This window comes from Psychrobacillus sp. FSL K6-1464, from assembly GCF_038003145.1.
GTDB classification, from domain to species: domain Bacteria; phylum Bacillota; class Bacilli; order Bacillales_A; family Planococcaceae; genus Psychrobacillus; species Psychrobacillus psychrotolerans.
On record NZ_JBBOOP010000001.1, the window covers coordinates 1,870,703 to 1,895,732 of the forward strand.

Here is a 25,030-nt window from a genome sequence, read left to right on the forward strand (position 1 = left end):
GAATATTATATCCGTACTTATTCCAACCTTGCATTACATCTTTTCAGGAGCTGGCATACCTAATAAACGTAGGCATTCCTTTAAAACTATAGATACGGAAAACGCTAATGTTAACTTAGAAGAAGTGGTTTCATCCTTAGCTAAAATTTTGGTATTCGCATAATATTTATTGAACTGGCGCGATAGTAGTAAACAATACTTTGCTATTTGAGATGGATCAGCATAAGCAAACGCTTTTTCTACAACTCCAGGAAAATCCTCGAGTAGTTGGATAATTGGCCATGTTTCATCTCCAAGTGGTGAAAAGTTGAATTCTACAGCCTTAAAGTTGCCTTTTTGGAGCAACGAACAGATTCTAGCATTAGTATATTGTACATAAGGTCCAGTTTCCCCTTCAAAGTTAAGCATCTGTTCTAACGAAAACTCAATATCATTCATGCGATAATTTTTTAAATCATTGAAAATAACTGCTCCTATACCAACTTGCTTGGCAATTTCCTCTTTATCCTCTAAGGTTGGATTTTTCTCATTAATATTATGCTTTGCTGTGTGAATGGCATCCGCTATTACGTCAGCAAGCAAGATGATTTTACCTTTACGGGTAGACATTTTTTTGCCGTCTTTCAGCATCATTCCAAATGGAACATGCTCTAGCTGTTTAGCCCATTCATAGCCCATTTTCTCAAGTACCGAAAATAGTTGCTTAAAGTGAAGTGTTTGTTCATTTCCTACAACGTAAAACGTCTTAGTCGCTTGATATGTTTGTTGACGATAGATAGCTGCTGCTAGATCACGGGTCGCATAAAGGGTAGCCCCATCTTTCTTTGTAATCAGACTAGGGGGCATATCTTCGAGTTCTACTACAAACGCCCCGTTAGATTCCATTAACAATCCCTTTTCTTTTAAACCGTCTACTACACTAGTCATCTTATCGTTATAAAAAGCTTCTCCAGCATACGAATCAAAGCGAACACCCAAAAGTTCATAGATTTGTTGGAACTCCTTTAAAGATGCATCTTTGAACCAATTCCATAAGTTTAGAGCTTCTTCATCCCCTTCTTCGAGCGATTTAAAGGCTGCACGAGCTTGTTCGTTTAACGAGTCATCTTTTTCTGCCATGTCATGAAAATGCACATAAATCTTTAATAGCTCTGCAATCGGTGCTGCAAGAATATTGTCTTGGTTTCCCCATAATTTATAAGCGACAATAAGCTTGCCAAACTGCGTGCCCCAATCTCCTAGGTGGTTAATACGAACAGCTTCGTACCCATTTTTCTCTGTAATATTCGCTAACGAGTTGCCTATTACAGTTGAACGCAAGTGCCCCATTGAAAAAGGCTTTGCTATATTTGGTGAAGAAAAATCAATGATAATTTTTTCATGCTCTTTCTTTTTACTTCCGTACTGCTGTAAATCGCTCGTAATCGCTTGTAAAACTTGGTTAGTAACCAGTTCTTGATGGAGGAAAAGATTCACGTATCCACCAGCTACTTGTACGTTGGTGATTAAATAATCCTCTAACTTCTTACTTAACTCTAACGCTATTTGCTGCGGAGCTTTACGCATTTTAGGAGCTAATGTAAAACAAGGAAATGCCATATCCCCGTGTTTTGTTTGCTTTGGTTTTTCTAATAATTGTTCCACTTGCTCTACAGTCCATTCATTTTCTAAAGCATTCGAAATGATAGTTGCAATTTGATATGTCAGGCTCATATTTTCTCCTCCAATATAAAAAGCCCTCGTCTCTTATAAGAGACGAGAGCTATATTCCCGTGGTACCACTCTAGTTGCCACAAATGTGACCGCTTTTACGTTCGTAACGAGGTGTCTTCCCCGATTTTCCCTACTCCATTTCAGGACATTTCTCCGAAGTGCGCTTCATCGATCTTCTGTATTAGGCTCCCACCGTCCCTAACTCGCTTCCGCAGTTGTGCATCGATTACTCTCTTCATCAACGAATTTAACTTTATGATTTTACATATAGTACAGTATTTTCAAAATTGCGTCAACACCATCTTTCAAATTTTATAAATACTTATCATTGGTCCCGTCGATTGAATCACTCCACTCGCTTATCCAACTTACACAAGTTCCTCAGAAGCAACTAAAAAATTTTCACCAAAAACCACACTATGAATATAATGAGCACAAAAGGTAAGTGTAAATTATTGGAGGTTAACGACTTGGATAAAAATAAAAACTTTTTATTCCATGAAAATCAAAATGGTCAAAACCACCAAACAGATAGCCAAAGCGCTAAACTCGCTGTCATCGCAGGGGCAATCACTACACTTGGCGATGTTCTTGCTACGATGGCATCCGTATTAGCTATAGAAGAGGCACGGCAGGAACAAAGTGAAAATGGCAACAATGGAAATAGTAAAAATATGCAGAAACAGCTTGATTATTTAACATCTGAAATGGAAAAAATAAAAAAACATCTAAATCTGCCTAGGAGATAAAATTTAACTTAGTATTTTTAACTAGCATCTCTGCGGGTATTTTTTTGAGGGAATGGTGATCAGCTAATACAATCTATATAGTAAAACTGATCATTTCCTTTTTATTGTAAGGGATTTAGCAAATACATAACCTGTCAGTCCTAAAGATGCACTAATAACGTAGCATTTATAACTGTTTTCTTGAAAATAGTGTTCGAGTTCATTGGTTTCCTCGTATTCCCAAATCGGCCAAGCATATAATTTATAAGTGTCAAATAGTTTTCTATTCTCTACAAAAAACGATTTCAATTCTACTTCTTCTATATCGAATATAATACTTCCTGCCATTACATAACTGAAATTATGTGCTAAATAATTCCGAAAAGTAACAGTTACAGTTTCATCTACAACCGTTTGTATATCTAAAAGTAATTCATTTTCTAGAAAACTAACTGAGTAAGCAATTAAAACACCATCGTGAATAGATACCGTCATTCAAATCCCCCTATAAATGGCAACAATATCGTAAATTGTAGTGAGAGAAATACCTGTTAGCTTATGATATTTTCTATTAATTTGTTTACTGTGAAGAATTCTGTTTTTTAAATTTAAAGGTATATTTAAATAAATATACTAGCAACCGAATTAGTAAGATATAGATAAAGGTCTCGCAAAAACTTATACATAACACAAATACATAGCGTCCAAAATCTTCGGCTTCATTTACACTGAAGTCCTGCAATTGCCAATCAAAAAAAATATTGTAGTAACTCACCCAAAGAAAAATGGGTATCCATAAGCACCAATAATTCTTAGGCATACTGATCATATGACCTTTCACTAACATTGATTCACATCCATTTCTTTAGTAAATTCCCCTTTAACTCAATATAGCTAAGCTTTAAATATAGATTATTTTAGGTCTAATGCACATTCAAGAATTTCTTGATAAAGTTCGTTCCAATCATGATAATATTCTATTACTTCTCTAGTATTAATCAGTATTCTTTCAGCAGACTCAAACTGTGCTTGAAAAGCATGCATTAGCTCAATGTCTATCCGGTAAAACACTTGATATCCTACCTTTGGATAGATACTACTTGTATCCCATTTTAGGTTTTCATGATGGTCCACAATAATATGACCTAAAAGGGTGGTACTTCCTGTTATATAAGCCTCTTCGTATGTCTCGCGCTTTAGACATTCTTCGGGACTCTCTTCAAGCTCAATATGGCCACCTGGAAAATCCCAGCCTCTATGATTTAACTTAACCAAAAGAAGCTTTTCTCCTTTAAAGCAGAAGCCATGAACGCTTGTTATCAAACTTCTTGGAGGAAGTTGTGAATCACGCTTCCAGGTTAATTTTACTTTTGAATCTCCCCAGCTCACATATTTAGATGTCAATTCTTCACTATCCTTTCAAAATAGTAGGGTAGCTAGCATCATTCTTTTTTATTTTTGGTATGTAACCTATCTAGGGCATGGAGTGAATGGGATTGTACTTAATACTTCCATAGCATGCGTATCGGTGGTATCGAATTCGTATGTGATTCAGCTTCACACCACCTCAAAATGCCATTCCCTATCAAATGGGTTTGTTTGACCATTTCTCCAATACCTTTATAAATTCTCCTTGTCTCTTCTCCAAAACATACTATTCCACCTCTTCTGTCCCTAAAATATTCGTTACGGACTATCGTTTCACCTTCATTTTTGTTGTTAATATTTAGTAATCCGAATTACAATAAATAATTCTTTTTCTTAAAAATCCCCTTATATTATTACATTATCACTTTCTTTTTTTCATATTCTATATACATGGATGTCCTGGGGAGTGATGCATTTGATAAAAAAAGGCTTGGTTATATTAGTTGGAAGTGTTTTTATAGCATTAGGTATTAATCTTTTTTTAATCCCATATAAAGTGTTAGATGGTGGAATTATCGGGATCGCACTCATTTTAAATTATCTCTGGGGTTTAAAGCCTGGATTAATGATTATATTATTTAGTATTCCGGTTTTTATTATTGCGTGGTTTAATTATCGGGAATATTTCTATAATAGTTTGCATGGAATGATCATCTCTTCTTTTTTGATAGATATTCTACAACCAATGGTAGGGTTTATACATATCGAGGCGATTTATAGCTCCATATTAGGTGGAGTTTTTGTTGGAGCAGGAATAGGTTTAATGCTACGCTTTAAGACCAGCACGGGGGGCACCGATTTAGTAGCTCAACTACTCAGTGTGAAAACGGGTGTGAATGTAGGTATACTGATTTTTATTATCGATTCGATTGTGGTGTTATGCGGTGGGCTATTATTATCTGTTGATACATTACTTCTATCGATAATTACGATATTTTTTGTTGGTGTAACAACGAGTTTTATTACGAGGAAAGTAACGATTTCATAATAAGAGCCGCTAAGGATATAATTCCTTTAGCGGCTTAATGTTATTTTATACGTAGTTCTGTTTCTTTATCAAAGAAATGTGCTTTACTCAGGTCAAATGCTAAGTCGATTGTGTCCCCTGCTGTAATATTGAAACGAGAGTCAATACGAGCGACAAAGCTTTGATTGTTCACTTGTGAATATAGAATGATTTCCGCACCCATTAGTTCCGCAACCTCCACAGATGCATTCACTTTTGTTTCCGGAGAGAAGTCTAGGAATACTTGCTCATCATTAATATCCTCTGGGCGAATACCAAGAATGATATCTTTCCCGTCATACCCACGCTCTTTAAGGATCTTCAGTCTGCCGTCAGGAACTAATAACTTTACATCATCCATGATGAAATAATTACCGATCAATTTACCATTCAAGAAGTTCATCGCTGGAGAACCGATAAATCCACCGACAAATACATTGTCTGGCTCATCATACACTTCTTTTGGCGCTCCCACTTGTTGAATGATCCCGTCCTTCATAACTACTAATCTTGTAGCCATTGTCATTGCTTCTGTTTGGTCATGGGTTACATAGATCGTAGTCGTTTGTAGACGGCTATGTAGTTTTTGAATTTCTGCACGCATTTGCACACGAAGTTTTGCATCTAAGTTAGATAACGGCTCATCCATTAAGAAAACTTCTGCATCACGAACGATTGCTCTACCAAGTGCTACACGCTGACGCTGACCACCAGAAAGAGCTTTTGGCTTACGATTCAATAGATTTTCTAATCCTAAGATCTTTGCAGCATTATCCACACGTTTTTTAATCTCATCTTTTTTAAATTTGCGAAGCTTCAACCCAAAAGCCATATTATTGTATACATCCATATGAGGGTAAAGTGCGTAGTTTTGGAATACCATCGCAATATTACGATCTTTCGGTGGCACATCATTTACGCGTTTGTCTCCAATATATAAATCACCAGAAGAAATTTCCTCTAATCCAGCAATCATACGTAATGTTGTTGATTTCCCACAACCAGATGGGCCAACTAGTACTAAGAATTCTTTATCTCTTATTTCTAAGTTGAAGTCTTCTACAGAAACTACTTTATTGTCGTATACCTTTTTAACATTTACTAATTTAAGTTCAGCCATTCTATTTCCCCCTTGAAATTGTAAGTGCTTTCATTAGTAATAGAATACTATATTTCTAATTTTCAAGAAATGGGAATAGTGCACAAAGATGAACCAGATCTTTGTGTATATTTACTAACTATTATTTTCTTGCTAGCAATGCCAAGGAAACAGTCATTGCATTATGAAATTGACGAATATCGATTCCCGTCTTATCAACGAAGCGATCTAATCGATATTGCAGGCTATTTCGGTGTAAATGGAGTACTTTTGCTGTTTCGGAAAGGTTCAAGTTACATTCGAAAAAAGTCTCGATCATTTTAATCGTTTCTTCATCATATATGTACTCATGTAATATAGTTTTAGAAATATCCAGTCTTAATCCTTCATCGGTCTGCTTTGTTAAGATAAAAGGTATAGCATCGACATAAGTCACTACCGATTTGTTCGTATACTGGAATACTTGGTTGGCCACATTGGTCAAGGATTTATAGTGAAGGGAAAGATCATTAACATCCTTTTTATATGGTCCCACAAAGAAGTTAATTTTCACATAAAGGTCACTCATTAAAATATCGATTATCTGATCGTATGAAATGCTATCCTCATCCACCATTTGCTGCTCGATGATAAAACCTTCGTGTTCATTGTGCCAAAGAATGGACACTTGCTTGTCAAAGAGCGCATCTATGGCATCTTTAAACAAGATAGGTTCTACCTGATCTTTATTAAACGAAAAATATACGAAACGAAAAGGATTACTAGGTTTCCATTCCTTCTCTCCCTCTATTGGTTCGATAGAGAAAATAAGTTTCCTCCACTTTCCTTCTGCATCCGTTGGATTAGGGAATTTCACATTATAGGGGGATAGAAAAGCCGTTAATAATGAGATATCTTTGGAGGTTAGTTCGTCGTTACGGATGCCAATGACTTCATGGTTGTCTGTTGTAAACCATTTGTAATCTAAGCCTAATTCGTCGGAACTGTCCTTATATACTTGTAGTGTAGAGTAAATTTTTCTTAATTGATCGATCATTATATAAACCTTCTTTCGAAAGAATTACCTTTTTTGCAATCTACAGAAAAGTATTGACTATTCTACTATTATTGTAGCTTATCATAAACCAACACGCTTTTAATTTTTTTGGAAATACAATAAAACCTGTAGGCAACTCATTTTTAGAGTGTCTACAGGTTTTGTTTTTGTTATGCTAGGCGTTTCTTTGCCTCTTCAATTTGTACTTTCACTTGCTCGAAACCAGTACCGCCTAAAGAATTTCTTCTTCTAACAGCTGCTAGTGGTGATAGTACATCATAAATATCTGACTCTATCAAGCTACTTGCCTGCTGAAGATCTTCTAGTGGTAAATCGAGTAAGAAGTATCCACGTTGAATACATAGGAAAACTATTTTTCCAGTTATTTCATGTGCTTCGCGGAATGGAAGTCCTTTTGCAGCTAAATAATCCGCTAGTTCCGTTGCATTGGAGAAATCCTTGTGAACAGTATCATGCAGTCGTTCTGTGTGAACTACCATTGTACGTACCATGCCTTCAAAAATTTTCAATGAACCAACGATTGTATGTACAGTATCGAACATGCCCTCTTTGTCTTCTTGCATATCTTTGTTGTATGCAAGTGGAAGACCCTTAATGACAGTTAATAACCCCATAAGATTGCCGTAAACTCTACCAGTTTTCCCACGGATTAACTCGGCCATATCTGGATTTTTCTTTTGAGGCATAATACTAGAGCCAGTTGAAAAAGAATCATCTAATTCGATAAAATTGAATTCAGCACTTGACCATAATATAATTTCTTCCGCAAAACGAGACAAATGAGCCATTAACATAGAAGAATTACTTAGAAATTCTAGGATAAAATCACGGTCACTCACAGCATCCATACTATTTTCATAAACATTTGCAAAACCAAGATATTCAGCAGCTACCTTACGATCAATTGGAAAAGTCGTCCCAGCAAGTGCACCTGCTCCAAGTGGTGAAATATCGATGCGCTTCACAGAATCTTTGAAACGATCCTTATCGCGTTCTAGCATCCAAAAATAAGCCATCAAATGGTGAGCAAATGAAATTGGTTGCGCACGCTGTAAATGCGTATATCCTGGTGCAAGTGTTTCTACATGTGTTTCTGCTTGTGTAACAAGTGTTTGTTGGAAAGTCTCGATTAACTCAATTATTTCAATTACTCTATTCTTCAAGAATAAATGCATATCTGTTGCCACTTGATCATTACGGCTACGCCCAGTATGCAGCTTTCCGCCTACTGGCCCGATTAAATCGATTAGCATTTTTTCTAAATTCAAGTGAATATCTTCATTGGCAATAGAAAACTCTAATTTGTTTTCAACTGCCAGTTTTTTGAGTTGGACGAGACCTCCTAAAATACTTTGGACATCATCACATGGTAGTATATTGCAGTCTCCTAACATTTGAACGTGTGCAATACTGCCATCTAAATCTTCATTCACTAATGTCTGATCGAATCCGATTGATGCTCCAAATTCATCGACCCATTGTTCGGCAGATTTTTGAAATCTGCCGCCCCATAGTTTAGTCATGCCTTCACCTTCTCTGCTCCCTTGTTCACCATAGCGTGAACTTTTGTTGGTAGTCCCCATAGCTCGATAAATCCTACAGCTGATGCATGATTAAACTCATCATCTTTTGTATATGTCGCTAACTTCTCATTGTATAGAGAATTTGGAGATTTACGTCCTTCTACAATTGCATGCCCTTTAAATAATTTAACGCGCACTGTTCCGTTTACATATTGTTGCGTTTCTTTTAAGAATGCCTCTAAAGCAGTTCTAAGTGGTGAGAACCAAAGTCCTTCATAAATAAGTTCCGTCAACTTTTTCTCCATTACTGGTTTAAAATGAGCTAATTCTTTTACTAGAGTAATATCTTCTAATTCTTTATGCGCTAGAAGTAAGGTATGTGCGCCAGGAATTTCGTATACTTCACGTGACTTTATACCAACTAAACGGTTTTCTACATGATCGATACGACCGACACCATGTTTTCCAGCTATGTCATTTAGTTTTAAGATGAGTTCGTGTAATGGATATGCTTTTCCATCTATGGAAGTAGGAACTCCTTGTAAAAATTCAATTTCAATGACATCCGCAGTATCCGGTGCATTTTCTAGAGAGACAGTTAAATCATAGGCCTCTTCTGGTGGAGCAGCCCACGGATCTTCCAAAATGCCACATTCGTTTGCGCGACCCCATAGGTTTTGATCGATAGAAAATGGGCTGTCTAGGTTAATAGGAATTGGAATATTCTTTTCTTTTGCGTATGCAATTTCTTCTTCACGGCTCCAGCTCCACTCACGTACGGGCGCAATTACTTCTAAATCTGGATTCAATGCTTTAATAGAAACCTCGAAACGCACTTGGTCGTTTCCTTTACCTGTGCAACCATGTGCCACTGCTGTTGCTCCTGTTTGTTCTGCAATTTCTACTAATTTTTTAGAAATCAGTGGACGTGATAAAGCGGAAACTAATGGATATTTGTTTTCATACCATGTATGTGCTTGTAATGAAATTAATGCATATTCATTAGCAAATTCTTCTTTTGCATCGATCATATAACTCTCAATAGCCCCAACTTCTAATGCTTTATTTTTCACGAATGTCAGGTCTTTCCCTTCGCCAACATCCAAACAAACCGCTATAACGTCGTATCCTTCATCTTTTAACCATGTAATTGCGACTGATGTATCTAACCCGCCTGAATATGCTAAAACCACTTTTTTGTTCATTTTTATATTCCTCCATTGCATTTATATACATTGTTTTAGTATTAATATACATAATGTAACATGGAATTTGTATGAATACAACTAATAATTAATAAATATAAGTAATTATTCTTATTTTTGTATATTTATCGATTCTTCCTTTTTTTGTTTTTCTAGTTCAGAAATGAGCGTATATTCAATCCCTCTTATAGCAAACTGGTTCTCTATCTCTCGAATAATATTATGTAGTACGGTTAAGCGAGCATATAATTTGTCATCACCATGGACTATAAACCAAGGTGCATCTGTACGATTCGACTTATCAAATATATCTTCAGCTGCTTCTATATACTGGTCAGATTTTTCCCGATTACGCCAGTCCTCGTCTGTTAGCTTCCAGATTTTATAAGGATCGGTCTTGCGTTCTGTAAAACGTTTCAATTGCTCTTCCTCAGAGACATGTATCCAATGCTTAATAATAATGTAGTTATCATCCGTTAAGGTTTCTTCAAAGTGATTTATTTCTTTATAAGCACGTTTCCATTCTTCTTTAGTTGCCAGTTCTTCTACTCGTTCAACTAATACTCTCCCATACCAGGAGCGATCGAAAATCCCTATTTGTCCATACTGTGGAAGTTTTCTCCAAAATCGTTGCAAATAGTGATAACGGAGTTCATGTGGTTGGGGGGCGGAAATAGGATGAACGATGTATCCTCTAGGATCAAGACACTGTGTTAAACGCTTAATAGCTCCCCCTTTCCCAGCAGCATCCATTCCTTCAAAAACAAGTATGAGACCAATCTTTTTCTCGAGAAGTGTCTTCTGTAAACTTAGTAAATGATATTGTAGCTTCTTTAGTTTCTTTTTGTAGTCCTTTTTAGAATGCTCAAATTGTGTCGCTTCTAAATTACTTAATGATTTTGGCAATAATATCCCTCCTTATTTACTTTTTATATTTTACCTTCTTTTATCCATGTCCAAATTCGGAAACTTCCGTAAACTGATACTAAGAAAAGTAAAAGCATAAATATAACATAAAGTGATAATCTATTGATTTCTTCTAACCCTTCGCTGTTAGCCACTGTCCAAATCGATAATACTAATAGCATCAAATAACAAAATACATTAGGAATAATCCATGCGATTCTTAACTTTGTGTTTTTCAAAAATATTCCCCCTCGGTCTATAAATGAAAGTCAGCATGAATAGATTCCACATAAGTATTTCCTTCTTAAAGGTAAAGCGCCCGTAGTTGAAGAAGAAAAGCGGCACTTCTTCAACAATAACGTCCGATTGTTGTATAAAGGGTTTAATTTTTTTATAAGCTGTAACTATAAACAAAAATTTAATGAAAATTATCGGATAGACGATAATAGTGATTAAAGCCAAGCCCTTCAAACACCACTCTAGAATATTTAGTAACTAATATACGAATTGAATTCCTTATTTGTTTCAATATTTATCCAATTACTATTCTCTGACTCGCGATTATTGAATAAGAGTTAAAGACGATTCTTCTACTAACCTGCCGCTTTAGTTCAATAAGAAAAATGAGCCACCTAAGTAGCTCGATACTCTTCAAGTAAAGCACCCGTAGTTGAACAAGATGAAAAAGCCCTTGGTCTGATTGGTCACATAGCAAAATAAACAAAACAATGCTATGAATCTTAAACAGCCCAAAAGCTTTTATTATTCGTCACCGTATAATCAATCCATTGTAATGAAGAGCCCTATTCGGGGTTCAATTCACTTAATAATAAATCGGTATTTTTTATTTGTCTTTTAATTTCAGCGTATACAAAATAGGAACTTTATTCTACGATAAAATTCTAGGTAATTTTATTTGAGAAATATTATTTCCTTTGTGTAGGGATTAAAAACTAACTAGATTTTTTTTGAATCTTTCATTGCAGTCATACGGTAGATTTCTTTACCAGTTTCTACTTGAGTAGAAGTTGTAGAATGACTGTCTATAACATCTACTTCCTCGTATCTTTGCTCTACTATTGCTTTTGCTTCTGCATAAGTATAACTCGGTTTGACAAATTCATATAACAAAGTGGTACTCCCGATTCCAATGATGAACCAAATGATCATTTTAAAGAGTATCTCTTTATCTTTTTTTTCACCAAAAGCTAAAAACAAAATATAGCCACACGTTACTAAAAATAATGTTAGTATTGTTGGTAAAAAGTAGGAAAGGGAATTAATATGTTCAAATTCTTTCGTATCATAAAAAAAGTAGAACAGGCAGATACATGTCACTATGAAATAAATGATAAATGCGATTAAGCTTTTCTTCTTGATTACATTTTCCCCTTTCCTTATTTTATCTTACTGTCATGGTAATTCGGACCCATGGATCACCTCTTAATCCTTCAATATATCGATATTGTCGATAAGCTATATCCGCTACTGGAGAATCTCTACGACCATTATACAAATAAACGTTTTGACAATAGAACTTAAATAACCTTTCCTTATTCAACTAAACTGTCGCGTTAGTTCAAAAAAAGCTTTACTCCTACTTGAAGTAAAGCGCCCGTAAGTTTAATTGTTCAGATGTGCAGTGCCATATTCTACTAACCACTTATCAATAGCATCTTTTGAATAATAAACTTTATCAACAATTTTTATATAGGGAAGTACACTCGTGCTAGTAGGTGGTCCCCCAACAGGACCTAATTTTTTACTTTCCTCAACACTTAAACCTAAATACGATGCTAATTCTTCTTGTGTTAGTAATTTCTTTACCTCTTCTTTAACATCATTTTCTTCCTGAACAGTTTGACTTGGATAGACATTTTTGTTGGCATTAGCTACTAACCAACTGCCTATTACAATAGATATTGCTAAACTAAAAATAGAAATTGATATTAAATTATTTTTCACTTATATCCCCTCATACTTCCTTGAACATTCTGAATTCTATTTACACAAACCTACCACATTAGTTATAAAAAAGTACCACCTGAAAACTTGAAGTAAAGCACCCCTTGTGTTGAATAATTACAGATATTAACTTATTCAACACAAGCGCAAAAAAACCTTTTTATTGAACTAACCTACGTACGTTACTTCAATCAGAAAACAGCTTTACTCCTTCCTGAAGTAAAGCACCCGCTAGTTAAAGTGAAACACTTCACAATATTACAATTTAATAGGTGTTAACAGTCTTCGTGTGCTTGAAAATTATTAAGAACACGAAGACTGAGCGACATGTTTTGTTAGTATCTTCCTTGTTGATAATATTCGGCGCCTTGGTTATCCACTAAAATACGCTCGCCTTTTCTCGTAAAGACGATGTCAAATCCATCTGCCGATAACCATAAAACTTTTCCATTATCTTTGTAGATAAGTCGAGGTTGTTGGAAATGTTTAAACACATTTTCCTTGCCAATCTCTTTTAGGTATAACTCGACGGCTGACTCTACTTTATTACGTGAACGAGAGCCACTAACAAGCAATTCTCCATCATCTATTGCCACAAACTGATTGTTATTATGACTATATCCACCGAAACCAAAAATTGCTTGCGCCTGCGCTACTTCAATATCAAAACGCTCGTATATATAAAAGGGTTGATCATAAACTGATTCATATATTTTGCCATCAACAATTTGGTAATACGTAACAACTTCGTTCCATTTTTCTCCTTCTTTATTCATCACCATAAATTTCATCCAAATGATGCCGTCAAGCTCCAGTAGAAATTCTGCTGTCGAAAAATCCATATTTTCATACTTTTCAGATAACTCATCTACAGTACCTCCATATGCCGGGGATGCTACTAAATGTAGCTTTTCTGAATCCAGTGCATCAATTGCCTCGAAATACGTGTTAAAAAGTTCACCATGGTCCCCAAGTGCATTTTTTGTGGTAGCACTTAAAATCTCTGATTGGTTTGACCATAATGTAATTGCAAGAAGCAATGCAACGATTGAAACGATGCCTACCATTGCAAATATCGGAGTAGGCGTCCACTTTTTTCTCGGTTTAGCCATTTTTTGTGCAAGGTCCTTCGTCATCCAGGACTCTTCGCCAATCACTTCGTCAATACCCGTTTTCAATCGTTCCATCAAAGCCGTCCTCCTTAAGCACCAATTTAAGTTTTTTTCGCCCACGGGCAAGCCTTGTACGCACCGTAGCCGATGAACAATTTAGTAGCATACCAATTTCCTCTGACGAATAGTCTAAGTAATACGTAAGTACAATGACTTCACGATATTTCACCGGTAATGAAAGAACGGCTTGTGCGAGGTAACGATTTTCTGATTTCGTCACGATATCTTGCTCTGGCGATCGGCCAAATAAATGCTGAATTTTTTCGCCCATAGTCGTATTTTTATAATGCCAACTTCGCAAATAGTCGTAACTGCGATTGATCGTCATTCGATACAAATATGTACGATACGTGGCCTCTTCACGGAACAACGATTGCTTTTCAAATGCTTTTAGTAACACATCTTGGACAATGTCTTCCGCAGCTTGCTTATTTTTCACATATGTATAAGCAAGTCTCAACAACTCATCACCATGATCATATATAAATTTTTCGAGTCGGGTCATATGGCAACTCCTTTTATTATTAAATGTTAGACGGAGCAAGAGGAATTTCTGTTTCAAAAATGAGTGAATAGATCAAATGGGGTATACATCGGAGATGTGGCGATATGTGAGTATTACTAAATGTGGAAGATGTATCGTAATATATGTAGTTTGATTCGAAATCTGCAATTCTACCTGTGATTCAATAAACAGCTCATGTCATTTTTAAATTATCTATTGGAGAATAACGTTATTTTATCAATCCTTCTGACAAGTAATTATTTGAAATTCTCATAGAAATATTATTATTAGATATTTAATTTTTTTGCTCTTTTACTGATTTTTCCAATTGAACAAAACTTCCTCGTTAGTTTAAGTGAACACTTTCACAAGCCTTTAGTTTTAACATAAATATCCAATAAAAATTTATATAGGGAAACCTCTTCTTCGCAGTCATTAACGATTATCAACCTCTTTCTTTAACAGAGCCTAAAAATAAAGGGATCGCAACTGCAATCCCTTTCTCACTATTCACTATTCACTATTCACTATTCTTATTGAAGTAAAATATTTAAGGTATTTGTACGCGCTCAAAGTGTTCGACTATAGGAAATGGTTCATAGTAAGGATGAAGTAATTTTCGCCACACTTGATATTCGGTTGATCCTCTAAAGTCTACAGTATGACTTTCTAAGGTTTCCCACCTTACTAGCAACAGATATTTCCCTTTCACCTCCATACAACGCTGTAATTCATGATTTATATAACCCTGCATAGTAGATATAATTTGAGATGCTTTGCGAAAGTCATCCTCATAGTTTTCTTCTTGTCCTGGTTTAACGTGAATCATTACAGCTTCTAATATCATGTGATCCCACCTTTTTTAATCTCATGTAATGCTTTCTATTTTCTTTAATAAACTACTTAAAGAAATTTGTGACATCGATTCTATTCGCTCATCAAAGTCCTCAAATTTCAAATTTTTCGTAACTGCATTTGGAACAATGATACAACGAATTCCTGCTTGCTTAGCCGCACTTAATCCATTTAAGGAATCTTCAAATACAACTGTTTCCTTTGAAGTTAAATCTAAATCTCTAAGTGTTTTGATGTATAATTCTGGATCCGGTTTAATATTTTTTACATCATCTTTAGTATTGATCACTTCAAAGTAATCTATTATGTTAAGTTGTTCCAAGTAGCTTTGAACCCACTGCTTTGATGAGCTTGAAGCTAATGCTATCTTCAAGTTATTTTGTTTGGCCTCCTCTAAATATTCTTTTACACCTTCTCTGAGCACTGGAGCTCTCATCATGCTTGTGTATCTTGCTGCTGCAAGCTCTTCTAACAATTCACATTCAACTGCATCACCTGCAATTTTTCGAAAGTAACTGTATAAAACATCATTTCCAGTGCCTATACATTCGGAATATCCTGCTAAATCTAAGTCTACTTGATAGCTCTCATAAAAAACCTCTCTGAATGCTTCATACCATATAGTTTCCGTATCCACTAGTAACCCATCAAAATCAAATATAACTGCTTTAATCATTCCCAATACTCCTATTCAATCATTTATATTTTTTAAAAAAACTCGTAAAGTCCCCCATCAAAATAATCAAATTCTTCTTTTGATAATCTCAATAATGTATAACCTTTATAGAATGCATTTAACAATGACTTATCATATATAAAGGAGCGAATGGCAAGTGCCACATCATATCTTGGGTCGCCATAAGCTACTCCGGACAAATCTATAAAAGTTTCGACAGAATTGTCTGCGACTAAAACATTATCTATTGTACAATCTCCATGAATAAGCGTTTGAGGTATAGCTCTAGGTTTGTGTTCTAGGAGACTATCTAATAATCGCGGGTTTCCATCCACCTCATAGTGTTGTAAATTGTATGCAGCCTTTTTCAGTTGTATATCTAACCAACTTATCTGATGATCCCATTCAGGTGGTAGTGAAGTTTCATGCAATTTTTTTAACTTTTCACCAAAGCTTTGAATGAGTATCACTTGTTCCTCATTTGTTTTAACAGCTAACAATGCCTCTCTTAAAGGAACCCCTTCTTCCATACTCATGAGCAGGTAACTATTACCTTCATCTTCCATATAATCGTAAAAAGTTGGTATAGGTAGGGAAGTATTAGTATTCAGTTCTTTCATAACTTTCGCTTCCTCTAATAACCATGTCTTATACTGTGGTAAAGAGGAGCGTTTACAAACATATTTCCCTTGATCGGTATGAAGAAAAACTACTTCAGAAGTTGCTCCCTGCCTTGCTGGATAAGAAACATTTTGAATTTTGCCGATGATTGTCTCAAATTGCTTGGGCAATGCTTTATGTATATACTCTTTCAATTTTTGCACCTCTTTTAAACTGTTTCTTTTATATGGATATTCTTCATCCGCACCACATAATCCTTTTATATACAAATATTATGTAATAATTAGTTGTACATACAACTTAAAATGTCTACCCAAAAAGTTGAATTGCGACAATAATCATGTTAAAAGTTATATAAATTGTGACATTATTGTGAAATGTATGTTACATTCCGTGTTCCGACAATATTTGCAAATTCTATATTATACAATAAGCAGGTTGCTACATTACCTACTAGATATACACTCATGAAATGAAGCTAAATATACATTACGGAGGAAGAATTATTGTGAACAGTCATTTGCAACAAAAATTATTATTGCTACGAATTGAACAAAAGAAACAGGATATGTATAGAAAGGCAAAGAGTCTTGGATTTACTCATCCTATTGTTGTTACTTGCAGTCAAGAACTTGATGAACTACTAAATAGATACCAACGTAAAGTTTCTTGAATTGTATTATTTAGGTACCTAACTTAGTTATTTTTGATGCGATGAAACACACCGCAGCACGAAATGAAAAACCGATTTCTCCTTTTTAAGTGGGAAATCGGTTTTTTTTTGTTATTTTTTGGTGAAATATTTTTTCCCTACTGTTTCGACAATGGACGGTGCTAAAGCGTACAGTTTACTGGTGAAACTCATGTAAGAGGGAAGATCCACCTCTCTTACAGGTTTTTCAATTACTCGTTCAATAGAAGATACTACCTTGTCCGGAGTTAAAAGGTGTTTTCTCATGCTATTTCTATAATTACCCGTTTTATCTGCTAAATCGAGAAAGGGCGTATCTATAGGTCCAGGATTAATAGTCGTAACTACCACACCAAATTCCTTCAGTTCCATGCGGATAGCATTTGCAAATCCGATTATAGCATGTTTAGATGCCGCATACACAGATGCTTTAGGAGTTGCTACTTTACCTGCTTGAGATGCAACAAATATAAAGTGTCCACTCCCTCGAAGTTTCATCTTTTCTGCAAAGTATTTTGTTAACTTCATAGGAGCCAATACATTTACCTGCAACATTTTTTCCATTTCTCGTTCATCCATATCCAATAAATATGAAAAAGTACCAATACCAGCACAGTGAATTATGGTGTCGGGGGTCCCCACATCTTGAAAGAGCGAGTCAAATGATTGGTCAACCGTTAAGTCCGCTTCAATTGTATGAATTCCATTTTCAGCTAGATTTTTTAACACGCTGGAATTTCTTCCAGTAGCCCATACTTCATGTCCAGCTTCGTGTAGATTATTAGCTAGCATTAGTCCAACTCCACTTGTAGCACCAGTTATTAAGATTTTTTTAGCTTTGTTCATATAGCAAAATTCCTTTATCGTTTCGGTTAACAGTTATAAGTTTTTCCTCGATTAAATAATCTATTTGTCCAATCGTCTCGGAAAGCGTTAAACCCAGTTCTTTTTCATATACCTTAGGAAAAAGTTGTTTCGTCAATTCAAAAATGGTTTTTTCACCAGCACTCATCATATCTAGTACTTTAAGTGCTCGTTCTTTTTGTTTTTCGAGTCTATATGCTACAAGCTCCTGAATATTATATACTTCGTTACCATGACCGCTATATACCTTTTCGATTGGTAGCTGTTGAATTTTTTTCAGCGAGGCATTATATTGTAACATCGATTTTGGACGCTCATCATTTGCATTTAATGGTGGCTCAATTAAAGGATTAGACGAAATTTTCTCGAGAATAAGATCTCCACCTATAAGCACTTTTGTACGTTCAGACCAAAATGCTAAATGACTCTGAGCATGGCCTAACGTTTCCAGCACTTCAATATCTGGATGTCCGGGCAAAATATCTCCCTCATACAAATATGTATCAATTGAACGGCTTCCTAAGAGATTTAATGGCCTCCTCATCTTCTCGACCCATTTAAAATATTCCTCTGGAACTCCTTCTTCTTTTAAGCATTGTAGATAAAAATGATCATGATATTGTAAAAATTCTTCATCTCTCGTCATCCATACTTGGTTGTATTCATGACCTAAAATAGTTGCTTTTTCAAAAGCATCTGTCCATCCCGCATGATCCGGGTGATGATGTGTTAAAACAACCTGTTCAATATCGGCCAGTTCATAGCCTGCCTCTTTAATCCCATGTGTTAATGCTATTAATGCTTCTTCTGTTTTTGGTCCAGCGTCAATTAGGGTTAAAACATCCCCTTTAACTAAATATGCGTTTACATCCCCTACCGCAAAAGGTGTAGGAATTATTATTTTATGTATCATCAGAATTCTCCTTAATGAATAGTCATTCATTACATTGTACCTTTATTTGTACAAGTCGTCACGAAAATATGGTTGACTTTGTAAGAGAAGATGCATATAATTTCATTAATTCAGAATATAAAAGCTAAGATGAAGATTAGTACATATATGATGGAGTTAAGAGAGTGAAATGTTTGCTGAAAATTTCACCTCCCGCTCGTATATAGAACCTACTTCGGAGCTACTATGTAAACATGGTCGTACCTTCTCGATACGAAGGATTAAGTTGTGCTGAGTATTTTACAGCAAATTTAGGTGGTACCGCGGAAAACAAGTGTTTTCGTCCTTATTATATATGGGACGAGAGCGCTTTTTTATTTTGCCTATTGCGTAACATTCAAAGGAAAACAGGTTCTACAAAAGGGAGGAAATTATATGACGAAGATTGTATTTGTTGGTGCGGGGGCAATGGCAGAAGCCATTATAAATGGTTTAACAAAAAGTAATAAAATTTCACCGACATCCATTCACGTCACGAATAAATCAGATGTAAACCAACTTAACTATTTAAAACAGACGTACAATGTACAGATCTTATGTGAACAGAAAGAAGCGTTAACTAAAGCTAATATTGTTTTTTTAGCGATGAAACCAAAAGATGCCCAGGAGGCATTAACTAGTCTGGCGCCATATCTCAACAAAGATGCAACGATTATTTCAGTTATTGCTGGGATTAATATTCAAACCATTATAAATGCTTTAGGTAATAGACCAGTTGCACGAGTTATGCCTAATACTTCAGCAGCAGTTGGAATGAGTGCATCTGCTTTATGCTGGAACGAGCTTATAACGGATGAATCTAAATTACTAATAATCGATTTGTTAGAGTCTATTGGTTCGGTAAAAGTCGTAGAAGAGGACGATTTACATGTTGTCACTGCACTTTCTGGTAGTGGTCCTGCTTACTTCTATTACTTTGCGGAACAGTTTGAGTCTGCTGCTGTTCAGCATGGCTTAGATTCAGGCGATGCTCGTCAATTATTTATACAAACAATGGAAGGTGCTGCACAAATGCTCAAAATAGGTGATGTAGAACCAAGTGAACTACGCAGAAGAGTGACAAGTCCAGGTGGAACGACAGAAGCTGGTCTGGAACAGCTAATGGAGCACAAAGTGAGTGAAGCTATATTTGCTTGTATCCATGCTGCAGAAAACAGATCTCGAGAGATTGGGAAAATATTCGAAACGTAATATACAGGTATAAAGGATGTCGATAACATGGATAATTCATATTTTGTTGGTTGGGGTACTTTAGCTTTTATCAATGCAGGTATTGCCCAAGGTAAAAATAGAAGTGGACTAAACTGGTTCATCTTGTCCTTAATAATTGGACCTATCGCTACAGTAAGTTTAGTTATAATAGAGAAAAAAAGAGATCCTAGTGAATAATTCACATTCGGATTCTCTTTTTTTATTTGCATTTAGTTAATAAACCATTTACGAAACTATATTCAGCAAGGTCTTCAGCAATATAGATTGGAAAAGGATAATGTTTCACTTGAGTAAGCATATTGCTTAAGTCAGAGGACAGGAATCTTGCACTAATATGATTTACGACTAAATTTTTAGCGTCCGCATTCTGACAAACCTCTGCAGCATCAACTATCGTGGAATGACCATAAAGCCTTGCAAGCTCAGCGGTTTCAATGTCGAAAGTTCCTTCATGAACGACAATGTCTGCTTTCTCACTTAACTGTATCGAGTTTTCACAATACTTTGTGTCTCCTAATATTGTGACTTTAAAACCTTCTCTTACTTCTCCTGTTACTTCCTCACTTTTGACTATAGTCCCATTGGAAAGTACTACATCATTTCCCTCTTTTAATTGTCTTAATAATGGACCTCTTGGAACTCCCAAAGCATCTGTTTTCTCTATATAAAGCTCTGGAGCAAGCGCTTTTTGTTTAACAGAATACCCATAGCAAGGCATTACATGTTCGAGTAGTTTAGCTTCTACAATAAATTGCTCGTCTTCGAAAACAGTACCCTCTTCTATTTCAATTATGGTAAGCGGATACTTTACATGCGTTTTAGATACAGCAAGCGTTACATCAATCCAATTCTTTAACCCTGTAGGTCCATAGATTGTAAGTGGCTCGTCCCCACCCAAAAAAGAACGAGATCCAAGCAAACCAGGAAGCCCATATATATGATCTCCATGTAAATGTGTAATAAATAATTTTTCGAGTTTACGAGGTTTTAGTGTCGTATGCAAAATTTGGTGCTGAGTGGCTTCTCCACAATCGAACATCCAAAAAGTACCTCTCTCCTCTAGTAGTTTCAAAACAGTAGATGTCGTATTACGCTGTTTTGACGGCATTCCTGCTCCAGTTCCTAAAAATAACAATTGCATATTTGCTCACTTCCTTAACTATTTTGGACATATTCTAAATTATAGATTATATATTTATTTTGTTGTGAAAACATCTTAAAATTGACCATTTTTAAGTTTTACTTGTCTACTATAAATGATTAGATTTACTTACGACTAATATTAGACATTAAGTAATTTATATAGTTAGTCTACCTCTAAATTGCATGTATGTAAAAAGCAAAACTGCAAACAATAACTAAACAACTAAAAGGGGCGTCCAAAGCTTATGAAATTAGAGACATTGATAAAGCCATTAGGCATTCACATAAGTCAAGAAGACGAGTCCGTTGAAATACAAGGCTTGGCTTTTAATTCTTCTGAAGTAGAGAAAAATTTTATATTTGTTGCGATACCGGGAGCTCAGACAGATGGACATATGTATATCGAAGATGCAATTTTAAATGGGGCATGTGTAGTCATTGGCGAAGAAAATCTTACCTCTATTGGAGTTCCCTATATTCGAGTGCCCAATGCACGGAAAACACTCGGATTAGTTGCTCAAATCTTTTATGGTAATCCAACTCAACATAAAATTATGATTGGAATTACTGGAACAAATGGAAAAACAACTACATCCTTTATGCTTAAACATATTTTGGAATCAGTAGGAATATCATGTGCATTATTCGGTAGTGTTTCGACAATTATAAATGGAGTTGAGCAGGAGTCCTACCACACAACTACGGATGCAGTTACCCTAAACAAGCTGTTAGCTACTTGTCATGACCGAGTTGTCATTATGGAAGTTTCCTCCCACGGTTTGGTCCAATCTCGCGTCGAGGGTCTTCGATTTGATGTTTGTATTTTTACGAATTTAGAACATGAGCATTTAGACTATCATAAAACAATGGAATCCTATTTCGAAGCGAAGCAATCTCTATTTGAATATTTAAAACCAAACGGAATTGCTGTTATTAATTCTAATACTTCCTGGGGAGAACGTCTTTGTGCTTTCGTAAACACTTTAAACAAAGAAGTTATCAAAATAAATGGGACAAATCCCACATACATGGTGAATGATGAAGAACTGATATCCCTTGACGCTCCAATACAGTCATATTCGCTTAAGAGTAGCATGAAAGGTAAACATAACTTAGAAAATGCTTCGCTTGCTTTTTCAACTGCAATCTTGCTGAATATAGACCCGTTAAATATTGAGCGTGCGTTAGAAAGTTTTGGTGGAGTACCAGGTAGATTTGAGCTATTTGAACATCCAGCTGGGGCAACATGCATTGTAGATTATGCCCACACAACAAATGCCTTTTCTCATATCTTAGAAGCTGCTCGTTTATATAACCCCCAAAGAATTATACATATTTTTGGGTTTAGGGGAGATAGAGACGTACAAAAAAGAAAAAGTATGGTAGAAGTCTCTTTGGAGAAATGTGAAACATGTATTTTAACTTTTGATGATTTGAATGGAGTACCTTCAGAACAGATGATTCGAGACTTGAACGCATTAGATCCGATGAATAGATGTATTATTATTCCCGATCGAACTTTAGCAATACAGTATGCTTGGGAAAAAGCTCAAAATAATGACCTTATCGTAATTACCGGGAAAGGCATTGAAAATTATCAGAATAGCTTCAGCTTACCTACTGCTTCAGACATTCACACCTTGCATTATTTGAACGATTCATTGGCTATTCAAAATGAGCATTATCAATCATTATGATCATCTAAGAAGTCTTTGCTGAAACTTGTTTTAGATTCTAGTGAAGGCTTCTTTTTTACTTTCATTCCACGCTTAATACTATCTTCCCCAAACTTACCTTGCAGTTGCTCCACAAGTTTTAAAATAGGCTCTTCTTTAGCATGTTCTTCAAAGTTAAAAATAGAAAGCTGCTCTACAGATTCTCCCTTATCGTATACATTATTTACAGTTACTCCTAGTAGACGAATAGGATCTCCATTCCAAGAAGCATTGAATAGTTCTAATGCCAATTGGTATATTTCTTGTTCCTTGTATAAGCGACTAGTTAATGTCTTACTTTTCGTTTTGTTTTTCCAATTAGCATCCCGTATATGTATTGTAATAGAACGTCCAGCTAGATTTTTGGCATCAAGCCTCGCAGCCACTTTTTTCGATAATCGTACAAATACCTTTTCCAGTTCTTCTATATTCGATTCATCATAAGGTAATGTTGTTGAATTCCCTACACTCTTCGTATCATATATAGATTCAGGATCTACTGCCCTGTTATCAATACCATTTGCACGATTTAGTAGTCGAACACCATTTTTTCCGAGTTTTTCTTTTAGTAAATTAGGATTTGCATTTGCTAAATCTCCGATCGATTTAATACCAACCGATTCTAATTTTCTAGCAGTACTCTCCCCTATTCCATGCATATCTATTACCGGTAGGGGCCATAGGATTTCATTTACCTGTCTTTTTCGTAAAACAGTTATACCCATCGGTTTTTTGATATTGGATGCAGTTTTAGCAAGAAATTTGTTAGGAGCAATTCCGATTGAACTAGGTAAATCCAGTTCACGTAATATGCGATCCTGAATAGATTTGGCAAAGCCGATTGCATCATTGTTCATATCCAATTCTGTTACATCCATATACCCTTCATCGATTGATACTGGTTCTACTAAGTGTGTGTAGGATCTTAATATCTCGAACATGGCTTTTGAAGCGATTCGGTAAATTTCAAAATTAGGAGGTAACAAAATTAGTTCTGGACATTTTCGTTTTGCCTCCCAAACGGACATTGTAGTATATACACCTTTTGCCCTTGCCTCATAGGAGCATGTAACAAGTATGCCACGTCTTTCTTTAGGATTACCAGCTATAGCAATAGCCTTTCCTTTTAGTGAGGGGTCATGTGCTTGCTCAACAGAAGCATAAAAGCTATTCATATCTAGGTGAAAGATAATTCTATGTTTTCCGGACAAGTTAGCCCCCCTCCTTCCTTTTTTCTTGGATTAATGAATAAATTTCATTGCTGAACTTTAAATAAATTCTTCATTTGCTCTACACACCAGATTTAAATATAGAAACTAATATACTCTTTAAGGAATGAACTGTAGAGCGCCGACTTCGGCGGGAAAGCGTCCGTCCGAAACGAAAATTAGAAGTTAGAGGACTCTTCAATCCTCAAAACCCTTAAAACACTGGATTAAATTTTACACTTATACTCTCAAAAAAGGTAGCTATATAAGCTACCTCCCCGAATACAGCATGAAATTATTTAGTAACTGTTACTTCTTTTTTTACTTCTTCTACATACGTTTGAATATCATTAAAACCTTCTAAGGAGCTTACCAAAATAGAAGCATCCACGATTGTAATCATTCGATTCTCTAAGTTAGCAACTGCTGTGAAATAACGTGTTTTCGTATAATTCACCAAACCAATTTGCTTTAGATTTTCTTGCTCAATATCTAAAATCTCTTTCGCTTCTTTCACAAGAAGTCCAACCGTCATATTTTCAGTATGCATCGTAACTACTCTTGCTAGTTCCTGATCGACACCACTGCGATTATACAAAATTTGTTCAAAGTCAATAATCGGCACTAGCTCTCCACGAATCTTCATCAAACCTATTAAATAATTTGGTAAGTGTGGAATCGGGTTTACCTGCTCTAACTTTTCAATGGAAACTACATGTTCAATGGATACTGCATAATCTTCATTTCCACATTGAAATACTACTACCTTTTCATTGCTCAACGAAG

Annotated in this window: 27 protein-coding genes and 2 other annotated features; of the genes, 6 read left to right on the plus strand and 21 right to left on the minus strand. The window is 35.6% G+C overall.

The genetic code is table 11. The features are described 5' to 3' along the window. Positions 1-33: 33 nt before the first annotated feature. Positions 34-1,713: an arginine--tRNA ligase gene (argS, locus tag MKX39_RS09205; protein WP_340769280.1), complete on the minus strand. Its 1,680-nt coding sequence runs from the start codon at positions 1,711-1,713 to the stop codon at positions 34-36. A gap of 35 nt (positions 1,714-1,748) precedes the next feature. Next, positions 1,749-1,964: a binding site (T-box leader), on the minus strand. 219 nt (positions 1,965-2,183) lie between these two features. Here argS and MKX39_RS09210 point away from each other — a divergent pair. Beyond that, the gene (locus tag MKX39_RS09210; RefSeq protein ID WP_093534099.1) at positions 2,184-2,462 is read left to right on the plus strand and encodes a hypothetical protein; all 279 of its coding nucleotides are present in this window, start codon (positions 2,184-2,186) and stop codon (positions 2,460-2,462) included. 90 nt (positions 2,463-2,552) lie between these two features. Here MKX39_RS09210 and MKX39_RS09215 read toward each other — a convergent pair whose 3' ends face one another. Together MKX39_RS09215 and MKX39_RS09220 are read right to left on the minus strand one after the other, a co-directional pair. Continuing rightward, positions 2,553-2,936 carry a hypothetical protein gene (locus MKX39_RS09215; RefSeq protein WP_093534097.1) on the minus strand — a complete coding sequence of 128 codons (384 nt, stop codon included), beginning with the start codon at positions 2,934-2,936 and terminating at the stop codon, positions 2,553-2,555. Between the two features lie 417 nt (positions 2,937-3,353). Next, entirely contained in the window at positions 3,354-3,845 is a 492-nt protein-coding gene (locus MKX39_RS09220; protein WP_093534093.1) for an NUDIX hydrolase, read from the minus strand. A 433-nt stretch (positions 3,846-4,278) separates the two neighbouring features. Between MKX39_RS09220 and MKX39_RS09225 the strand changes: the two genes are divergently transcribed. Continuing rightward, the gene (locus tag MKX39_RS09225; RefSeq protein ID WP_340771391.1) at positions 4,279-4,857 is read left to right on the plus strand and encodes a YitT family protein; all 579 of its coding nucleotides are present in this window, start codon (positions 4,279-4,281) and stop codon (positions 4,855-4,857) included. Between the two features lie 40 nt (positions 4,858-4,897). On the opposite strand, the gene MKX39_RS09230 is transcribed toward MKX39_RS09225, so the two are convergent. The 13 genes from MKX39_RS09230 to MKX39_RS09290 form a co-directional block, all read right to left on the minus strand. Beyond that, the gene (locus MKX39_RS09230; RefSeq protein WP_093534089.1) at positions 4,898-5,995 is read right to left on the minus strand and encodes an ABC transporter ATP-binding protein; all 1,098 of its coding nucleotides are present in this window, start codon (positions 5,993-5,995) and stop codon (positions 4,898-4,900) included. A gap of 121 nt (positions 5,996-6,116) precedes the next feature. Further along, the gene (locus MKX39_RS09235; protein ID WP_340769282.1) at positions 6,117-7,010 is read right to left on the minus strand and encodes a PucR family transcriptional regulator; all 894 of its coding nucleotides are present in this window, start codon (positions 7,008-7,010) and stop codon (positions 6,117-6,119) included. 170 nt (positions 7,011-7,180) lie between these two features. Further along, complete coding sequence (gene argH / locus MKX39_RS09240) at positions 7,181-8,554, minus strand: argininosuccinate lyase (RefSeq protein ID WP_340769283.1); 1,374 nt, start codon at positions 8,552-8,554, stop codon at positions 7,181-7,183. After that, positions 8,551-9,759 carry an argininosuccinate synthase gene (locus MKX39_RS09245; RefSeq protein ID WP_093534083.1) on the minus strand — a complete coding sequence of 403 codons (1,209 nt, stop codon included), beginning with the start codon at positions 9,757-9,759 and terminating at the stop codon, positions 8,551-8,553. The genes argH and MKX39_RS09245 overlap by 4 nt, the downstream gene beginning before the upstream one ends. Before the next feature lie 111 nt (positions 9,760-9,870). Next, positions 9,871-10,665 carry a polyphosphate kinase 2 family protein gene (locus MKX39_RS09250; RefSeq protein WP_340769284.1) on the minus strand — a complete coding sequence of 265 codons (795 nt, stop codon included), beginning with the start codon at positions 10,663-10,665 and terminating at the stop codon, positions 9,871-9,873. 23 nt (positions 10,666-10,688) lie between these two features. After that, a complete protein-coding gene (locus tag MKX39_RS09255; RefSeq protein ID WP_340769285.1) occupies positions 10,689-10,904 on the minus strand; it encodes a hypothetical protein in 216 nt (71 codons plus the stop codon). 718 nt (positions 10,905-11,622) lie between these two features. Then, positions 11,623-11,883, minus strand: coding sequence for a hypothetical protein (locus MKX39_RS09260; RefSeq protein WP_340769287.1), 261 nt, complete (start codon positions 11,881-11,883; stop codon positions 11,623-11,625). Between the two features lie 405 nt (positions 11,884-12,288). Next, positions 12,289-12,630: a DNA-binding protein gene (locus tag MKX39_RS09265; RefSeq protein WP_340769289.1), complete on the minus strand. Its 342-nt coding sequence runs from the start codon at positions 12,628-12,630 to the stop codon at positions 12,289-12,291. Between the two features lie 335 nt (positions 12,631-12,965). Continuing rightward, positions 12,966-13,817: a hypothetical protein gene (locus MKX39_RS09270; protein WP_340769291.1), complete on the minus strand. Its 852-nt coding sequence runs from the start codon at positions 13,815-13,817 to the stop codon at positions 12,966-12,968. Next, positions 13,792-14,307 carry a sigma-70 family RNA polymerase sigma factor gene (locus MKX39_RS09275; RefSeq protein WP_340769293.1) on the minus strand — a complete coding sequence of 172 codons (516 nt, stop codon included), beginning with the start codon at positions 14,305-14,307 and terminating at the stop codon, positions 13,792-13,794. The genes MKX39_RS09270 and MKX39_RS09275 overlap by 26 nt, the downstream gene beginning before the upstream one ends. A gap of 550 nt (positions 14,308-14,857) precedes the next feature. Beyond that, the gene (locus MKX39_RS09280; protein WP_340769295.1) at positions 14,858-15,154 is read right to left on the minus strand and encodes an antibiotic biosynthesis monooxygenase family protein; all 297 of its coding nucleotides are present in this window, start codon (positions 15,152-15,154) and stop codon (positions 14,858-14,860) included. A 21-nt stretch (positions 15,155-15,175) separates the two neighbouring features. Continuing rightward, a complete protein-coding gene (locus MKX39_RS09285) occupies positions 15,176-15,838 on the minus strand; it encodes an HAD family hydrolase (protein ID WP_340769296.1) in 663 nt (220 codons plus the stop codon). A gap of 32 nt (positions 15,839-15,870) precedes the next feature. After that, complete coding sequence (locus MKX39_RS09290) at positions 15,871-16,653, minus strand: aminoglycoside phosphotransferase family protein (protein ID WP_340769297.1); 783 nt, start codon at positions 16,651-16,653, stop codon at positions 15,871-15,873. Positions 16,654-16,964: 311 nt separating this feature from the next. Here MKX39_RS09290 and MKX39_RS09295 point away from each other — a divergent pair, with 311 nt between their 5' ends. After that, on the plus strand, positions 16,965-17,132 hold the full coding sequence (locus MKX39_RS09295; protein WP_093535637.1) for a Spo0E family sporulation regulatory protein-aspartic acid phosphatase: 168 nt from the start codon (positions 16,965-16,967) through the stop codon (positions 17,130-17,132). Positions 17,133-17,243: 111 nt separating this feature from the next. Here MKX39_RS09295 and MKX39_RS09300 read toward each other — a convergent pair whose 3' ends face one another. Together MKX39_RS09300 and MKX39_RS09305 are read right to left on the minus strand one after the other, a co-directional pair. Further along, positions 17,244-17,996: an SDR family NAD(P)-dependent oxidoreductase gene (locus MKX39_RS09300; protein WP_340769299.1), complete on the minus strand. Its 753-nt coding sequence runs from the start codon at positions 17,994-17,996 to the stop codon at positions 17,244-17,246. Then, positions 17,983-18,927 (minus strand): MBL fold metallo-hydrolase, encoded by a 945-nt coding sequence (locus tag MKX39_RS09305; protein WP_175496145.1) that lies wholly within the window; start codon positions 18,925-18,927, stop codon positions 17,983-17,985. Before MKX39_RS09305 ends, MKX39_RS09300 begins: the two co-directional genes overlap by 14 nt. 117 nt (positions 18,928-19,044) lie before the next feature. Further along, positions 19,045-19,257, plus strand: a binding site (T-box leader). 84 nt (positions 19,258-19,341) lie between these two features. Here MKX39_RS09305 and proC point away from each other — a divergent pair. Both proC and MKX39_RS09315 read left to right on the plus strand, forming a co-directional pair. Continuing rightward, a complete protein-coding gene (gene proC / locus MKX39_RS09310; protein ID WP_340769301.1) occupies positions 19,342-20,157 on the plus strand; it encodes a pyrroline-5-carboxylate reductase in 816 nt (271 codons plus the stop codon). A 27-nt stretch (positions 20,158-20,184) separates the two neighbouring features. After that, complete coding sequence (locus MKX39_RS09315; protein WP_175496144.1) at positions 20,185-20,355, plus strand: hypothetical protein; 171 nt, start codon at positions 20,185-20,187, stop codon at positions 20,353-20,355. A gap of 22 nt (positions 20,356-20,377) precedes the next feature. Here MKX39_RS09315 and rnz read toward each other — a convergent pair whose 3' ends face one another. Next, the gene (gene rnz / locus MKX39_RS09320) at positions 20,378-21,319 is read right to left on the minus strand and encodes a ribonuclease Z (protein WP_340769302.1); all 942 of its coding nucleotides are present in this window, start codon (positions 21,317-21,319) and stop codon (positions 20,378-20,380) included. Between the two features lie 247 nt (positions 21,320-21,566). Between rnz and MKX39_RS09325 the strand changes: the two genes are divergently transcribed. Further along, positions 21,567-23,018: a UDP-N-acetylmuramoyl-L-alanyl-D-glutamate--2,6-diaminopimelate ligase gene (locus MKX39_RS09325; RefSeq protein ID WP_340769304.1), complete on the plus strand. Its 1,452-nt coding sequence runs from the start codon at positions 21,567-21,569 to the stop codon at positions 23,016-23,018. Here the strand turns inward: MKX39_RS09325 and MKX39_RS09330 are convergent. Beyond that, positions 23,006-24,247 carry a DNA polymerase IV gene (locus MKX39_RS09330; protein ID WP_340769307.1) on the minus strand — a complete coding sequence of 414 codons (1,242 nt, stop codon included), beginning with the start codon at positions 24,245-24,247 and terminating at the stop codon, positions 23,006-23,008. The genes MKX39_RS09325 and MKX39_RS09330 overlap by 13 nt on opposite strands. 292 nt (positions 24,248-24,539) lie before the next feature. Beyond that, a complete protein-coding gene (locus tag MKX39_RS09335; protein ID WP_093534055.1) occupies positions 24,540-25,025 on the minus strand; it encodes a chemotaxis protein CheW in 486 nt (161 codons plus the stop codon). Positions 25,026-25,030 lie beyond the last annotated feature (5 nt).

Bases quoted from the DNA above. Each gene is read 5' to 3' on its own strand.
- argH (WP_340769283.1), bottom strand. From the start codon at position 8,554: ATGACTAAACTATGGGGCGGCAGATTTCAAAAATCTGCCGAACAATGG.
- MKX39_RS09305 (WP_175496145.1), bottom strand. From the start codon at position 18,927: ATGATACATAAAATAATAATTCCTACACCTTTTGCGGTAGGGGATGTA.
- MKX39_RS09245 (WP_093534083.1), bottom strand. From the start codon at position 9,759: ATGAACAAAAAAGTGGTTTTAGCATATTCAGGCGGGTTAGATACATCA.
- MKX39_RS09315 (WP_175496144.1), top strand. From the start codon at position 20,185: ATGGATAATTCATATTTTGTTGGTTGGGGTACTTTAGCTTTTATCAAT.
- MKX39_RS09215 (WP_093534097.1), bottom strand. From the start codon at position 2,936: ATGACGGTATCTATTCACGATGGTGTTTTAATTGCTTACTCAGTTAGT.
- MKX39_RS09275 (WP_340769293.1), bottom strand. From the start codon at position 14,307: ATGACCCGACTCGAAAAATTTATATATGATCATGGTGATGAGTTGTTG.
- MKX39_RS09230 (WP_093534089.1), bottom strand. From the start codon at position 5,995: ATGGCTGAACTTAAATTAGTAAATGTTAAAAAGGTATACGACAATAAA.
- proC (WP_340769301.1), top strand. From the start codon at position 19,342: ATGACGAAGATTGTATTTGTTGGTGCGGGGGCAATGGCAGAAGCCATT.
- MKX39_RS09235 (WP_340769282.1), bottom strand. From the start codon at position 7,010: ATGATCGATCAATTAAGAAAAATTTACTCTACACTACAAGTATATAAG.
- MKX39_RS09325 (WP_340769304.1), top strand. From the start codon at position 21,567: ATGAAATTAGAGACATTGATAAAGCCATTAGGCATTCACATAAGTCAA.
- MKX39_RS09280 (WP_340769295.1), bottom strand. From the start codon at position 15,154: ATGATATTAGAAGCTGTAATGATTCACGTTAAACCAGGACAAGAAGAA.
- MKX39_RS09225 (WP_340771391.1), top strand. From the start codon at position 4,279: ATGCATTTGATAAAAAAAGGCTTGGTTATATTAGTTGGAAGTGTTTTT.
- rnz (WP_340769302.1), bottom strand. From the start codon at position 21,319: ATGCAATTGTTATTTTTAGGAACTGGAGCAGGAATGCCGTCAAAACAG.
- argS (WP_340769280.1), bottom strand. From the start codon at position 1,713: ATGAGCCTGACATATCAAATTGCAACTATCATTTCGAATGCTTTAGAA.
- MKX39_RS09285 (WP_340769296.1), bottom strand. From the start codon at position 15,838: ATGATTAAAGCAGTTATATTTGATTTTGATGGGTTACTAGTGGATACG.
- MKX39_RS09300 (WP_340769299.1), bottom strand. From the start codon at position 17,996: ATGAACAAAGCTAAAAAAATCTTAATAACTGGTGCTACAAGTGGAGTT.
- MKX39_RS09270 (WP_340769291.1), bottom strand. From the start codon at position 13,817: ATGGAACGATTGAAAACGGGTATTGACGAAGTGATTGGCGAAGAGTCC.